Annotated in this window: 15 protein-coding genes; 3 read left to right on the top strand and 12 right to left on the bottom strand. The window is 62.9% G+C overall.

From position 1 onward, the window contains the following. The first annotated feature begins 1 nt into the window (after window position 1). The 3 genes from CWE01_RS10335 (at window position 2) to CWE01_RS10325 (ending at window position 3,215) form a co-directional block, all read left to right on the top strand. On the top strand, window positions 2-1,246 hold the full coding sequence (locus CWE01_RS10335; protein WP_371917137.1) for an MFS transporter: 1,245 nt from the start codon (window positions 2-4) through the stop codon (window positions 1,244-1,246). A gap of 77 nt (window positions 1,247-1,323) precedes the next feature. Further along, window positions 1,324-2,574: an AAA family ATPase gene (locus CWE01_RS10330; protein WP_100940428.1), complete on the top strand. Its 1,251-nt coding sequence runs from the start codon at window positions 1,324-1,326 to the stop codon at window positions 2,572-2,574. Continuing rightward, window positions 2,571-3,215, top strand: coding sequence for a retron system putative HNH endonuclease (locus CWE01_RS10325; protein WP_100940427.1), 645 nt, complete (start codon window positions 2,571-2,573; stop codon window positions 3,213-3,215). The genes CWE01_RS10330 and CWE01_RS10325 overlap by 4 nt, the downstream gene beginning before the upstream one ends. Here CWE01_RS10325 and gspM read toward each other — a convergent pair. The 12 genes from gspM to CWE01_RS10265 are packed head-to-tail and all read right to left on the bottom strand — an operon-like array spanning window position 3,212 to window position 13,015. Beyond that, on the bottom strand, window positions 3,212-3,676 hold the full coding sequence (gspM, locus tag CWE01_RS10320) for a type II secretion system protein GspM (RefSeq protein ID WP_100940426.1): 465 nt from the start codon (window positions 3,674-3,676) through the stop codon (window positions 3,212-3,214). The two genes, CWE01_RS10325 and gspM, sit on opposite strands and share 4 nt — an antisense overlap. After that, on the bottom strand, window positions 3,673-4,776 hold the full coding sequence (gspL, locus tag CWE01_RS10315) for a type II secretion system protein GspL (protein WP_100940425.1): 1,104 nt from the start codon (window positions 4,774-4,776) through the stop codon (window positions 3,673-3,675). Before gspL ends, gspM begins: the two co-directional genes overlap by 4 nt. Continuing rightward, window positions 4,773-5,633 carry a type II secretion system protein GspK gene (locus CWE01_RS10310; protein WP_100940424.1) on the bottom strand — a complete coding sequence of 287 codons (861 nt, stop codon included), beginning with the start codon at window positions 5,631-5,633 and terminating at the stop codon, window positions 4,773-4,775. The genes gspL and CWE01_RS10310 overlap by 4 nt, the downstream gene beginning before the upstream one ends. Next, on the bottom strand, window positions 5,630-6,187 hold the full coding sequence (gene gspJ / locus CWE01_RS10305; protein ID WP_100940423.1) for a type II secretion system minor pseudopilin GspJ: 558 nt from the start codon (window positions 6,185-6,187) through the stop codon (window positions 5,630-5,632). Before gspJ ends, CWE01_RS10310 begins: the two co-directional genes overlap by 4 nt. Then, complete coding sequence (gene gspI, locus CWE01_RS10300; protein WP_100940422.1) at window positions 6,180-6,545, bottom strand: type II secretion system minor pseudopilin GspI; 366 nt, start codon at window positions 6,543-6,545, stop codon at window positions 6,180-6,182. The genes gspJ and gspI overlap by 8 nt, the downstream gene beginning before the upstream one ends. Beyond that, complete coding sequence (gspH, locus tag CWE01_RS10295) at window positions 6,535-7,005, bottom strand: type II secretion system minor pseudopilin GspH (RefSeq protein WP_100940421.1); 471 nt, start codon at window positions 7,003-7,005, stop codon at window positions 6,535-6,537. Before gspH ends, gspI begins: the two co-directional genes overlap by 11 nt. A 3-nt stretch (window positions 7,006-7,008) precedes the next feature. Next, window positions 7,009-7,449, bottom strand: coding sequence for a type II secretion system major pseudopilin GspG (gspG, locus tag CWE01_RS10290; protein WP_100940420.1), 441 nt, complete (start codon window positions 7,447-7,449; stop codon window positions 7,009-7,011). A gap of 4 nt (window positions 7,450-7,453) precedes the next feature. After that, entirely contained in the window at window positions 7,454-8,665 is a 1,212-nt protein-coding gene (gene gspF / locus CWE01_RS10285) for a type II secretion system inner membrane protein GspF (RefSeq protein WP_100940419.1), read from the bottom strand. A gap of 2 nt (window positions 8,666-8,667) precedes the next feature. After that, window positions 8,668-10,131, bottom strand: coding sequence for a type II secretion system ATPase GspE (gene gspE / locus CWE01_RS10280; RefSeq protein WP_100940418.1), 1,464 nt, complete (start codon window positions 10,129-10,131; stop codon window positions 8,668-8,670). Then, window positions 10,128-12,038, bottom strand: coding sequence for a type II secretion system secretin GspD (gspD, locus tag CWE01_RS10275; protein WP_100940417.1), 1,911 nt, complete (start codon window positions 12,036-12,038; stop codon window positions 10,128-10,130). The genes gspE and gspD overlap by 4 nt, the downstream gene beginning before the upstream one ends. Beyond that, complete coding sequence (locus tag CWE01_RS10270) at window positions 12,039-12,578, bottom strand: type II secretion system protein N (RefSeq protein WP_256579338.1); 540 nt, start codon at window positions 12,576-12,578, stop codon at window positions 12,039-12,041. Further along, window positions 12,575-13,015 (bottom strand): cytochrome b/b6 domain-containing protein, encoded by a 441-nt coding sequence (locus CWE01_RS10265; RefSeq protein ID WP_256346862.1) that lies wholly within the window; start codon window positions 13,013-13,015, stop codon window positions 12,575-12,577. The genes CWE01_RS10270 and CWE01_RS10265 overlap by 4 nt, the downstream gene beginning before the upstream one ends. Between the last annotated feature and the right edge of the window lie 64 nt (window positions 13,016-13,079).

Here is a 13,079-nt window from a genome sequence, read left to right as displayed (position 1 = left end):
GATTCCCCCCACTGCGCTGGACGATGTGGTCGCCCAACTCAACGACACCTATATCGAAAAAGGCACTCCAGCGTTTATGCGCACGGTGCTGGCGCTGTTCTCCGGCGGCTTTGCGACTTTTGCCCTGTTGTACTGCGTACAGCCGATGATGCCGGTGCTGTCCAAGGAGTACGGGATCAATGCCGCCCAGAGCAGCCTGATCCTCTCGGTGGCCACTGCCCTGCTCGCCATCGGCCTGCTGATCACCGGACCGATCTCCGACAGCCTCGGGCGCAAGCCGGTGATGGTGGTGGCGTTGTTCGGCGCGGCATTGTTCACCATCCTCGGCGCTTTGATGCCCAACTGGCAGGGCGTGCTGGTGATGCGGGCTTTGGTGGGGCTTTCCCTCAGCGGCCTGGCGGCGGTCGGCATGACCTACTTGAGCGAGGAAATTCATCCCAAGCACATCGGTCTGGCGATGGGCCTGTATATCGGCGGCAACGCCATCGGCGGGATGAGCGGGCGACTGATCACCGGCGTGCTGATCGACTTCGTCAGCTGGCACATGGCGATGCTGGTGATCGGCGTCCTGGCGCTGATCGCGGCGACGGTGTTCTGGAAGATCCTGCCACCGTCGCGCAACTTCCGCGCCAGCCAGTTCAATACCCGCAGCCTGATCGACGGCTTCACCGTGCACTTTCGCGACGCCGGCCTGCCATGGCTGTTCCTCGAAGGCTTCCTGCTGATGGGCAGCTTCGTCACCCTGTTCAACTACATCGGCTACCGTCTGCTGGCCGAACCCTACGGCATGAGCCAGGCGTTCGTCGGCTTGCTGTCCATCGTCTACCTGTCGGGCATCTACAGCTCCGCGAAGATCGGCGCCCTGGCCGACAAGCTGGGCCGGCGCAAAGTGCTCTGGGGCATGATCCTGATGATGCTGGTGGGCATCGTCCTGACCCTGGTCACCCCGCTGCCGGTGGTGGTGTTCGGCATCCTGCTGTTCACCTTCGGTTTCTTCGGCGCCCACTCGGTGGCCAGCAGCTGGATCGGCCGCCGGGCGCTGAAAGCCAAGGGCCAGGCCTCGTCGCTCTATCTGTTCTGCTACTACGTCGGCTCCAGCGTGGCCGGGACCCTGGGCGGGGTGTTCTGGCACTACGGCGGCTGGAACGGCATCGGCCTGTTTATCGGCGCGCTGCTGGTGGTGGCCTTGCTGGTGGCGTTGAAGCTGGCGCGGTTGCAGGCGTTGCCGGGGAATGTAAAAGCCTAGTCACGATTGACCGGCTGGCGGTTGACGCCGGCCAAGGTACACTGGGCGCATCGTTCCGTTGGGAAAAGGAAGCCGGCATGCGCCTGGACCACCTGCATATTCAGAATTTTCGTTGCTACGAAGATGCCCACTTTGATTTCCAGCCGGGATTCAATCTGGTGGTGGGGGTCAATGGGAGCGGGAAGACTTCGTTGTTGCAGGCGGTGGCGAAATGTTTCCACGGCCTTTTCGACAACGATACAGCGATCGCCTCCAACTCAAGCCTTCCGGAAAAAGATGCACGCTTTGTAATCGACAACTTCGATGGGCGAATTCGCTATGAACGTCGCTTACCCGTTGTTCTTTCTGCAAAAGGCAATGTCTTTGCCATAGCCGAATGGAGCGTCCAAATAGGGGACCACCCTGATGCTCCGCACACAAGCACCGCTGCCGAGTTGACTATTGAGGATACCGATGACTCCCCCATACTCGCCTTTTATCGCGCCAACCGTAGATGGGAAAGCGCAGGTATCTCAGCGGAGTTTGCGGCCCGACAAAGAGTCTCCCGTCGGGATGGGTATTCAAACTGGTCAGATGCGGTTATCAATCTCAAGGATTTTGAAAGCTGGCTGATTGGCAAGACGTTGGAGCGCATGCAGAATTTGCTGGATGCAAAAACGGCACCGTCCGTTTTTGATGACGAACTGGCCTGGGTGAATCAAGCGATTCAAATGGCTCTTCCTCAGGCGGGAAACCTGCGCTACGACCTGAGACTACAAAGCCTGATAGTCGATATCAGCGCAGAAAAAACCATTCCCTTCAACGACCTCAGCGACGGCCAGCGCGGCCTTATCGCACTGATCACCGATATCGCCCGCCGCATGTGTATCCTCAACCCACATATGGGCAAGGACGTGCTGAAAAACACCTCGGGCGTAGTCATCATCGACGAGTTGGACATCCATCTGCATCCAGCGTGGCAACGCAATATCGTCAACGCCTTGAAAACAGCCTTCCCCAAAGTCCAGTTCATCGCCGCCAGCCACTCGCCGCAGATCATCGGTAGCTTGCGCCCGGAAGAAATCATCGTGCTGGACAACGGCGACGCCTCTCATCCACGTGTCAGCTACGGTCTGGACTCCAGCCGAGTGCTGGAAGAAGTCATGGGCGTTGCCCAACGGGAACCGGAAATCGAGCGCCTGCTGAGCGAACTATTCAGCGCCCTGGAAAACAACGACCTGAAAGAAGCCAAGGCCCGCCTCACCGCTCTCAAGAAAAAGGCCCCCGACCTGCCCGAGTTCATCCGGGCTGAAGCCCTGCTTAAGCGCAAGGAAATTCTCGGCAAATGAAGCAAGTGATCAAGGGAACTGAACCGACTTCATTCACCGACTGGAAGGCCGAGGCAAACCAGGATTGGCAGCCCACCTATGACACGCTGCAAAATCCCGAAAAGCGCGCCTTGCACCTGAGCCTCCTGCAAGAACAACAGTTCGCCTGCTGCTACTGCGGGCGCGAAGTCGACCTGGACAGCAGTCATATCGAACACTTCCGTCCCCAGGAAGACTTCGAGCATCTGGCATTGGCCTATGAAAACCTGCATGCCTCGTGTTTGAGAGAAACCAAACCCGGCAACCCGTTGCATTGCGGTCATTGCAAGGGCAACTGGTTCGACGAAGCGCTTCATATCCCTCCCGTCGAAGCAGGCTGCGAGCAACGTTTTCGTTACCTGCTCACAGGCGAGATACAAGCCTCGGGCAACGACGATCCAGCGGCAACAAAGATGATCGATGTACTCGCCCTGGATATCGCCTACCTCAACAATCGTCGTGAAGCGCTGCTACAAGGTTTCTTCGATGACGACTTTCTGCTGGAAGCTGATGAGCACGACCTGCTCAAAACCATCACGGTTTTCCGTACGGTCAACGACGCCCGCGAAAGCCCCTTCAGCCATGTCATCGCCCGCTACGCGGAGCAACTGCTCTCGCCTTAATCGGCACGCCACGCGACCTGTGCCACCAGCAGCTTGTCGCGCTTCTCCAGGCTCAACGACTGCAACACCGCGCCCGATTGCTCGGTCTGGTCCAGCCACTGCAGCAAGGCCAATACATTGCCGCTGAGAGTAACCCGCAGTGACTGGCCATCCTGGTCCAGTTGCTGCAACTCCAGGCCCGCCGCTGCCACCGTTTCACTCAGCCGGTTCGACAGGGACCGCGATGGGTTCGCACGCTGAGCCGTCGGCTGGGCGCGCTGAACTTCAGCGGCCAATAACAGGCGTTGCTGGTACACCCGCTCGCTCCGTTCCAGACGCTGTTGCGCCGGCTGCCAGCCCCCGCTGAACAAGCCCACCACCGTCAGGAAAATCCCCAGACCGATCAGCATCCGTCGATCCCGAAGGCCGAGGGCCTGCCATCTTTGCGTCAGCGCCGCCGGTACAGCCAATGACCTGATCATCCGTTTTTCTCCTCCAACATCAGCACCGCCTGCACCCGCTCGCGGTCCTTGCTGGCGCTGCCCAATCTGATCGGCAAACCGCTGCCCTGGCCACGCTCGCGCAAGCGCTCAAGATCGGTGAAGCTGCCGGCCGTCAGCAGCAACGTCCAGCCGCTGCCGGCGCGGTATTCGATACGCTGAACCTCAACGCTGCTGCCACCAACCACCTGTTCAATCAGTTGCACCAGACGGCTCATCTGGCTGCCCGGCGGGTCGGTCTGCCCCTGCAAGGCCTTGAGCTGGGCCGCCAGGTCGACAATCCGGGTTTGCTCGGGATACAAACGCTGGAAGCGCTGCACACTCTGCTCGTACAACTGCCCAGCAGCGTTTTCCAGATAGTGGGCGCGCGCCAGGATAAACCCCCAGGACAGCACGAATAACGCCAGCGCCGACAGCACTAGCGCGCCCAATGGCCAACGCGCCCGCACCTGACGAAACTCACCTTGCAGCAAGTCCAGCCCGCGCGAATGACCGGTAACCAACAACGCCGCGATCTCGGCCTGCCGATCAGCGCCCATCCAGCACAGCGTCTCCGGCAGTCGTGGTCGTAGCACCTCCAGATCTTCGGGCGACAGCGCAAGCCGGGCCTCGATAGCCCCACCCACCAACCATCGTCCAGCCCACCAGACGCCATAGACCTGATCATCCGGCAACAAATCGGCATCCACCTTGACGCTTTCCACTTGCAGCCCCGAGGCCTGCAACAACGCCAGGATCGCCTTGAAGCGCTCCTTGTTGATCGCCAGCAGCGGGTAGCGCGAATCCTTGGCCGCCGCGCCGACCGCAAGATGCAGTCCATCCAGTTCCTCGGCCAAGCGGTCTTCGACGGCATAGGCCAACGCCTGGACCGTGGGCTTGCGTCGACCGGGCCAGGGCTCGCTGCGCAAACCACTACAGATCTCCATGGGCAGGATCACCCGCACCGATTGCCCCGACAGGAACGTCGCCGCCTCGGCCAGGGTGACAGCGCGGTACTCGCCGCCCGCCTGCCAATAGCCGACCGGCCAGCCAGCGTCACAGCCAGCCAGGCCTTCGGCCGTGAGATAAAGCCAATTGCTCATAACGGGGTTTCACCTTGAGTCGGGGCCAGGAAGCGCCGTTGCAGGACACGCAGGCGAAGGCTGTCGCGAGGCCGCGCCAGATCGCTGACCAGCCGCAGTCGCGCCGCGCCCGCGCTGACCTCGACCGTGACCCGGAACCAGCGGCTGTCGACACCCAGGCCATGGCTGGCAATACCCAGCCCATCCAGCCCCGGTGCACGGGTAAATTCATGGGCGTCGGCATAACCTTGCGCCGGGCGCTGGGCGACAGCGTCCCGGGCAGTGGCCGCCGTCATACCTTCCAGCGTCGCCAACAGGGTGGCCGAGGCGGTATTGATGTTCAGCGTTGCCTCGGGCGGCAGCAACGCGACGAAGGGTTGCAGGCGCTGCAAAATGTCCTGATCGACGCCGGGCAACAGGCGCAACTGGCTGGTGTCGCTGACCTCGGTGCCCCGTAGCGACGCCAGGTCGAATGCCGGGATCTCCAGCACCGCCAGCAACCGGGCCCAGCGCTCCAGGCTGATTTCATCGGCCTTGCCGGGCAGCAGCAGGCGGGTCAGGTTGAACCGCCCGGCCAGGTCTTCGATCTCGATCCGCACTTCGACACCCGACAGCTCGAACGGCAGCGACGGACGCGCCCAGGGCTGGGCCAGATTGATGGTCTTGTCCTCCAGCGGATCAGGCGCCTGCAACAACTCCCGCGCCCAACTCTCCGCGGCAATCGCCCACTGACGCAGTTGCACCTGATGAATATGCTGGGCGCTGCTCTGCAAGGCCCGCGTGTGACTGCGCAACAGGCCGCCGACCACGAACAGGGCCAGGGTCATGATCAGCAGCACACTGATCAGCGCCACGCCACGCTGGCCGGTTCGCTTCATGAGCCCTCCGGCAGTAGGATGACGCGGCGAATCTGTTCGAAGCGGCCAGCGGACAGGACGATTTCCAACGCTCGCGGATGCACCGGGGAACGGCCCGCTGTCGACGCCCCCTCACCGCGCCAACCGGCCTTGTCCACATACAGCCGCCACTGCAAGGTACGCACCTCCTTGAGCACCGGCAGCTTGTGAACCTCAGGCAGATCAAGGCTGCGGCGATAACGCCACAAGGTGCCCTCCTCCAGGCAGTAGGCAATCTCCTGGCGCTCACTGCGGGGTTCATCCAGTGGATTGCGCGCATTGCCGCGTTGCAGGTTCAACTGCCCCTCGCTCAATGTCACGGCCACGCCCTCTTTGGGGATCGTCGCCTGCATGACATCGCGCTCCAGCACCGCCATCGCCCGTTGCAGGCTACGCAAGCCCTGCTCGTGCGTGCTGACCCGGGCCTGGGTCATCAGCACCCCTTCGTACAGGCGATAACTGGCCAGGCCGATCAGGCTGAAAATTGCCAGGGCAATGACCAGTTCGACCAGGGTAAAGCCGGCCTGCCTATTCATTCCGAGCCCGCAGCCAGGCACTGGCGTGGTGCAACGGTGGCCCGCCATTACCCAAGCGCACGACGATCTCGACCTTGAGCAAACGCGGGTCCGAGGCCTGCGTGACAATCTGTTCCAGGCGCCATTCGCGCTGGTCGAAGCGCAGGCTTTGCTGTTGTCGGCCCTTGGCCGGGGGCGCCTGCAAGCGCAGTTCATTCAACTGATTGTCCGCCAGCCAGGTGGCGAACAAACGCTCCTGCAACGTGCCGCTCTGCTGCACCACGAACTGGCTGGCGGACAGTACGCTGGCCGCCAGTACGGCAAAGATCGCCAGGGCGATCATCACCTCCAGCAAGGTAAACCCCGACTCAGCTTTCATCGATGGCCGGATCACCCAGGCCGTCACCGGACACACTCAACCAGCGCCGCTGCGCGGATTCGTAATGCAGGGTGAAGGCACTCATTTCATCGCTGCTCAGCACCAGCAATTGCGGCTGGTTGACCCGGTCGCCCAGCTTCAGCGGACGGCCTTCCAGCTCCAGGCGAAAATACAGCCCGGCGGGCAGGCGATAGGCCGCCCCCGCCGGGCGCCAGTCGGGTCGTTCGAAGACCATCACCTGATAACCCTCGGCACCGATCCGCAAGCCATATTCCTGACTGTTGACCACCGCGTATTCACGCAGCTGTTGCAGCAGGTGCACCAAGGCTCCGGCCTCCTGGCGAGCCTGACGCACCGGGCTGGGGTTCATGCTCACGGCGATCATGCCGGCCAGCACGCCGATCACCACCATGGACACCAGCAACTCCAGCAAGGTGAAACCACGGGAACGTGCGGGCATGGATCAATCGCTCCAGTTGCCGATATCGGCGGCAAAATCTTCACCGCCGGACACGCCATCGGAGCCGAAGGAATACAGGTCATAGCCCTTGCTCCGGGTGCCTGGGCTCAGGTACTGGTAAGGCGTGCCCCAGGGATCGACCGGCAGGCTTTTCAAGTAGCCCTGGGGGTTCCAGTTCCGTGGCTCGGGCACGCCCAGCGGTCGCTTGACCAGCGCCTCCAGCCCCTGCTGGGTCGAGGGGTACTGGAAATTATCGAGGCGGTACATTTCCAGCGCGGTGCCGACGGCCTTGATATCGGCGCGGGCCGCAGTGACCTTGGCCTGGTCCGGGCGGCTCATGAACTGCGGCAGCACCATCGCGCCGAGCACACCGATGATCACCACCACGACCATGATTTCGATCAGGGTGAAACCACCCTGTCGCTGTGTTCCAGAGGTTTTCATAAGATCAGTTCACCAGTTGGTTGAGGCTAAGAATCGGCAACAGAATCGCCATGACGATCAACAGCACTATGACGCCCATCAGCACCAGCATCGCCGGCTCGAACAGGCTCACCACCAGGGCGATCCGCGCCGCGAGGGTTTTCTCCTGCTGCTCGGCGGCGCGGGCGAGCATCCGGTCGAGTTCGCCCGCGCGCTCGCCGCTGGCGATCATGTGCAGCATCAGCGGCGGGATATCACCGCTGCGCTCCAGGCCACGGGTCAGGGTGCCGCCCTCGCGCACCGAGCGCGCGACCTCCCCCATGCGCGCGCGAATCGGCAGGTTGCCGATCACCGCCGCGGCGATTTCCAGGGCGTCCACCAGAGGCACGGCGCTCTTGCCGAGCAGCGCCAGGGTGCTGGCGAAACGGGACGCCTCCATCGCCTTGAGAACACCGCCGATCAGCGGCGCACGCAGCAACCAGGCATGCCAGCGCCAACGCACGGCGGGACGCGCCAGCGCCCAGCGCACCAGCAAGGTCAACGCCACCAGCCCGATCAGCAGCAGCCAGCCGTAACGCTGCAGACCGCTACTCAGGGCAATCAGGCCCTGGGTCAGCAGGGGCAGGGCCTGGCCGTTGTTGATAAAGACCTTCACCACATCCGGCACCACATAACCGAGCAATCCGGCGACGATGGCCAGCGAGGCAAACAGCAGGATCATCGGATAGACCAGCGCCATCTGGATCTTCTGCCGGGCTTGCTGGCGGGCCTCGGTATACTCGGCCAGCTGTTCGAGCACCGGGCCCAGGTGTCCGGAGCGTTCGCCGGCGGCAATGCTCGCGCGGAACATGTCCGGGAACGCCTTGGGAAAACCGGCGAGCGCCGAGGCCAGGTCATAACCTTCCATGACCCGGCTGCGCAGCGCCGCCAGCAGGTTGCTGACCCGGCGCTTTTCGCTCTGCGCCGCCACCGCCCGCAACGCTTCTTCCAGCGGCAGGCCGGCCTGGATCAGGGTCGACAGTTGCAACGTCAGCAAGGCCAGTTCACTGGCCTTCAAGCCGGCCGAGCGCTGGGCGCCGTTGCCCGTCCCCGTCTGCCCACGCGCGCTTTTCAGCTGCGTCGGCAACAGCCCGCGCTCACGTAGCAACTGGCGGGCATGACGCGGGCTGTCGGCCTCCTGCTGACCGCGACAGCGACGACCGTTGGCATCCTGGGCCTGGTAGTCGAACGTCGGCATCCTCAGTCCTCCTGGGTCACGCGCAGCAGTTCATCGAGGCTGGTGCTGCCTTCGAGGACCAGTCGTTGACCATCCTGGAACAGGCTGCGCGATGTCATGCGGGCCTCACGGACCAGTTCGGGCTCGCTGGCGCCGTTGTGGATAAGTACCGCCAGGGCCGGGGTGATACCGATCAGTTCGTAGAGCCCGATACGGCCGCGATAGCCTTGCTGGCAATGCTCGCAGCCCTTGGCCCGGAACAGTCTCGGCGGGTTGCTCGAGTCGACGCCCAGGCGCTGGCAGGCAGCCGTGTCCGCCACATAGTCGCTCTTGCACTCGCGGCACAGAGTGCGTACCAACCTCTGGGCCAGCACCCCGACCAGGGACGACGCCAGCAGATACGCATCCACGCCCATGTCCAGCAACCGAGTGACCGCGCCCACCGCGCTGTTGGTGTGCAGGGTCGACAGCACCAGATGCCCGGTCAGCGACGCCTGCACGGCGATCTCGGCGGTTTCGCGGTCACGGATCTCGCCGACCATGACCACATCCGGGTCCTGGCGCAGGATCGCCCGCAACCCCCGGGCAAAAGTCATCTCGACCTTGGGGTTGACCGGCGTCTGGCCGATGCCCGGCAGGTGGTACTCGATGGGGTCTTCGACGGTGAGGATATTGCGGGTCTGGTCGTTGAGACTGCTCAGCGCCGCGTAGAGGCTGGTGGTCTTGCCCGAGCCGGTGGGGCCGGTGACCAGGAAGATACCGTGGGGTTTGCCGAGAATGCGCTGGAAGCGCTCCAGGGCCTGTGCCGGCATGCCGAGGCGCTGCAGATCGAGGCGCCCGGCCTGTTTGTCCAGCAGGCGCAGGACCACCCGTTCACCGTGGGCCGAGGGCAAGGTGGAAACCCGCACGTCGACTTCGTGCCCGGCCAGCCGCAGGGCAATCCGGCCATCCTGGGGCACGCGCTTTTCGGCGATGTCCAGCCGGGCCATGACCTTGATCCGCGACACCAGCAGGTTGGCCAGCTCACGCCTCGGCTTGAGCACTTCACGCAGTTGGCCGTCGATGCGCATACGCACCGACAGGCTGTGCTCGAAAGTCTCCAGGTGCACATCCGAGGCTTTCTCGCGTACCGCTTCGCCGAGCAGCGCGTTGATCAGGCGGATGATCGGCGCGTCGCCTTCCTGCTCCAGCAGGTCGGCGGTCTGCGGCAGTTGTTCGGCCAGGCTCATCAGGTCGAGTTCGTCGTCCAGGCCCTGGGCCACCTGCTGCGCCGCGCTATGGCCGTCGCTGTAGGCCGCGGCGAGGCGAGCGGCGAACACCGGCTCGTCGAGCAACTGCAACGGCAGTTCGCCGGCGATCAGGCGACGGGCCTCGGAGACGGCGCTCAACGGCGTGTCGGCGCGAATCACCAGGCACGCCGCCTCGCCCTGCTGCTCCAGCAAGATCCCATAGCGACGGGCAAAGCCGAACGGCAGGCGTGGTGTCATGGCGCCCCGACCTTCTGCCGTCGCAAGTCGATCGCCGGCTCCGCGTCGCCACCGTCGAACAGTTGCCGGGCCTCACGCGGCAGCAACAGCGAGTTGCTCTTCCCGGCGGCGGGCTGACTGAGCTGGCGCAGGCTGTTGTAGCGCTGCTCGCTGACTTCGGAGATATCTTCCTTGGAGCGGACGATGGTCGGCCGCAGGAACACCATCAGATTGGTTTTTTCATGCCTCTCGCTGTTCCAGCGAAACAGGGCACCCAGGTACGGGATATCGCGCAGCAGCGGCACACCGCTTTCCTGGACACGGACGCTGTCCTTGATCAGCCCGCCGATCACGATGATCTCGCCGTCGTCGGCCAGGATGGTGCTCTTCAGGGCACGTTTGTTGGTGATCAGGTCATCGGTGATTTCCGCACTCTTGGCCAGCTCGGAGTTTTCCTGCTCGACCTGCAGACGCAGGGTCGAACCTTCATTGATATGCGGGCGGATCTTCAGCTTGATCCCGATATCATGGCGCGTGACCGTGTTGTAGGGCTTGCCGTTGCCGTCATCGGAGGGCTGGTAGGAACCGCTCTTGAACGGCACGTTCTGGCCGACCAGGATCTCCGCTTCCTGGTTGTCCAGGGTCAACAGGCTGGGGGTGGACAGCACGTTGTTGCGGGTGTTGCTCGCCAGGGCGGACACCAGCATGCCGAAACGATCATTACCGACACGCAACACGGCACCATCGGGAAGCGTGGCATTGCTGCCACTGAGCTTGGGCAGGGTGATATTGGCGCCGGCAAAGGTGATCCCGCCCTCGATGCTGCCGGACTTGCCGCCCCACTGCACGCCCAGGGCTTCGTTGATATCCCCGGAAATCTCGACAATCGCCGCATGGATCAACACCTGCGAACGCGGCTGGTCGAGTTGCCGGACAATGTTTTCCAGGGTGCGGATCTGGCTCGGTTCGGCGATCAGCACCAGGGCGTTCTGGCTTTCGTCGGCCTTGACCAAGGCCTTGGCGGTGGTCGCGTCGCGATTGGCGGCAGCGCCGGCTTCCTGACCGAGTCCCTGCCCCATGGCATCCAGCACCTCGGCCAACTGCTTGGCGTCACTGTGCCGCAGACGGATCACCCGGGCATTGTCGGCCACGCTCGCCGCCGGGGTGTCGAGGGAACGGGCAAGGTCCATCAGGCGCTTGCGTACGTCCTGGGTGCCGATGATCACCAGGCGGTTGTTGCGCGAATCGGCGATGACCTGGCTCCCCGATTCGGCGCCTTGCCGGCCCAGGGATTGCTCCATCATCCGCGCCAACTCATTGGCCAGACCGTGACGCAACTGGATGACGTCATGGGCATTCTTCTGCCCGAGGTCCAACTGCCGGACGATCTTCGCGATGCGTCGGACATTCGCCGCGCTATCGGTGATGACCAGGGCATTGGCCGACGCCGACGGACCGACATAACCGTTGACCGAGACCAGTGGCCGCACCAGCCCGGCGATATCCGCCGCGACGCTGCTGCCCAGCGCCACCACCTCGGTGACGAACTGGCCGCCCAGGGCATTGGCACTATTGACGCTGCTGGCGCGGGTACGGGCATCGGCCACCGGCGCGATAAGAATGCGGTCGCCTTCGTCGATCACCGTGAAGTTATGCGCGTCGAGCACCGAATAGAACAGCCGACGCACCCCTTCACGGTCCAGGGCCTGTTCGGAAAGGACCGTGATCCGCCCCTGCACCCGCGGGTCGAGCACCACCGTGGTACCGAGAATCGAGGACATTTCCCGCACCACATCGCGCAACTCGGCATCGTTCATCGCCAGTTGCCATTGCGGCTCGTCGGCCCGCAGGCCCGGCGCCAACAGCAGGCTGGCGACCAGGCTCAAGAACGTCAGGCAGCGCCGGGCGGATTTGAAGGATCGGTTCATTTACTCACTCTGGCGCTGCGTGGCCGTCGGTCGAAGATAAAGGGAAGAAGCCGGGACGGCGGCGTCAGGCACGGGCCCGTTGAGCCTCTGCAAGGTGGTACGGCCCGGCGGTTCCAGAGCCAACAGCTCCTCGCGACCATTGCGCCAGAGCACCACCCGGCCGCTCTCGATCCGACGCAGGATGCTGCCCCCCGGCAGGCTTTCCCCCACCCGGTAGATCCGCTGGCCCTCGGCCCCCGCCAGCAAGGCACGGGAGTCGCCGACGCTGGAGACAAAGCTGGCCCGCAACTTCAAGGGCTCGGCGCTGCGGGCCAAAGCCCCCTGGGCCGCCAGCCCCATGACCGTGGCAACGGCGGCATGATTGAGCGGCACACGTTCGGCAGGCACGGCCCGGCTGTTGGCCTGCACCGTGGGTAACGTCGGCAATGCCTGACGAAACGCCCGTTCGCCCCACAACGACAGCGCGGCATAACCCAGCGGCAACGCACATAACGCCAGGCTCAGGATGCCCATTCGGTCCTTCAGGGTTCGCCCACTCACCACAGCATCCGCCGGAGTATTCGATGACCGGAAACTTCATGGCGGATAACAGCGCCAATATGCAACACCATCAGGACTGCCAGAACAACGCAGGAAACATCGTGGACCTTTTTGAAAACAGCGACGAGTGCGACATTTTCAATAGGGGCAGGGATCAAGAAAAGGCCAAATGGATTGATGGCCCGGTCCATCATCATGACTCCGGTTGCCAATACGAAGCCGGTCACCAGATAAATAACTTTATGAACCCAAAAAGCCGTCCACTGCGCGAGTGTTCGGTCAATCTGTCCCCTCGAAAGAAAAGAAAGAAAAATCCTGACAATAAAAAACGGAATAAACAGCGCCGTGACAGACACATTAAAAGAACCTACAGTTTCTTTAAGCACTGGCGAAGTATTCAAAAAGGCCATATAAAAGCCACTGATCAGCGCCCACAAAATAACGACGGCTGACAGCCAGTGAAGAAAGATTTGCGTTCTAGAGTAAAACAATCGCGCTCAC

Origin of the sequence: Pseudomonas sp. QS1027 (genome assembly GCF_002814235.1) — a bacterium.
In the GTDB taxonomy this organism is placed as follows: domain Bacteria; phylum Pseudomonadota; class Gammaproteobacteria; order Pseudomonadales; family Pseudomonadaceae; genus Aquipseudomonas.
Note: the sequence above shows the minus strand (reverse complement) of the source record. Positions and strands in the feature narration are given on the sequence as shown.

Coding starts and splice junctions, on each gene's coding strand:
- CWE01_RS10310 (WP_100940424.1), bottom strand. CDS start 5,633: ATGAAGCGAACCGGCCAGCGTGGCGTGGCGCTGATCAGTGTGCTGCTG.
- gspE (WP_100940418.1), bottom strand. CDS start 10,131: ATGACACCACGCCTGCCGTTCGGCTTTGCCCGTCGCTATGGGATCTTG.
- gspL (WP_100940425.1), bottom strand. CDS start 4,776: ATGAGCAATTGGCTTTATCTCACGGCCGAAGGCCTGGCTGGCTGTGAC.
- CWE01_RS10330 (WP_100940428.1), top strand. CDS start 1,324: ATGCGCCTGGACCACCTGCATATTCAGAATTTTCGTTGCTACGAAGAT.
- gspM (WP_100940426.1), bottom strand. CDS start 3,676: ATGATCAGGTCATTGGCTGTACCGGCGGCGCTGACGCAAAGATGGCAG.
- gspD (WP_100940417.1), bottom strand. CDS start 12,038: ATGAACCGATCCTTCAAATCCGCCCGGCGCTGCCTGACGTTCTTGAGC.
- gspI (WP_100940422.1), bottom strand. CDS start 6,545: ATGAAAGCTGAGTCGGGGTTTACCTTGCTGGAGGTGATGATCGCCCTG.
- gspH (WP_100940421.1), bottom strand. CDS start 7,005: ATGCCCGCACGTTCCCGTGGTTTCACCTTGCTGGAGTTGCTGGTGTCC.
- gspJ (WP_100940423.1), bottom strand. CDS start 6,187: ATGAATAGGCAGGCCGGCTTTACCCTGGTCGAACTGGTCATTGCCCTG.
- gspF (WP_100940419.1), bottom strand. CDS start 8,665: ATGCCGACGTTCGACTACCAGGCCCAGGATGCCAACGGTCGTCGCTGT.
- gspG (WP_100940420.1), bottom strand. CDS start 7,449: ATGAAAACCTCTGGAACACAGCGACAGGGTGGTTTCACCCTGATCGAA.
- CWE01_RS10325 (WP_100940427.1), top strand. CDS start 2,571: ATGAAGCAAGTGATCAAGGGAACTGAACCGACTTCATTCACCGACTGG.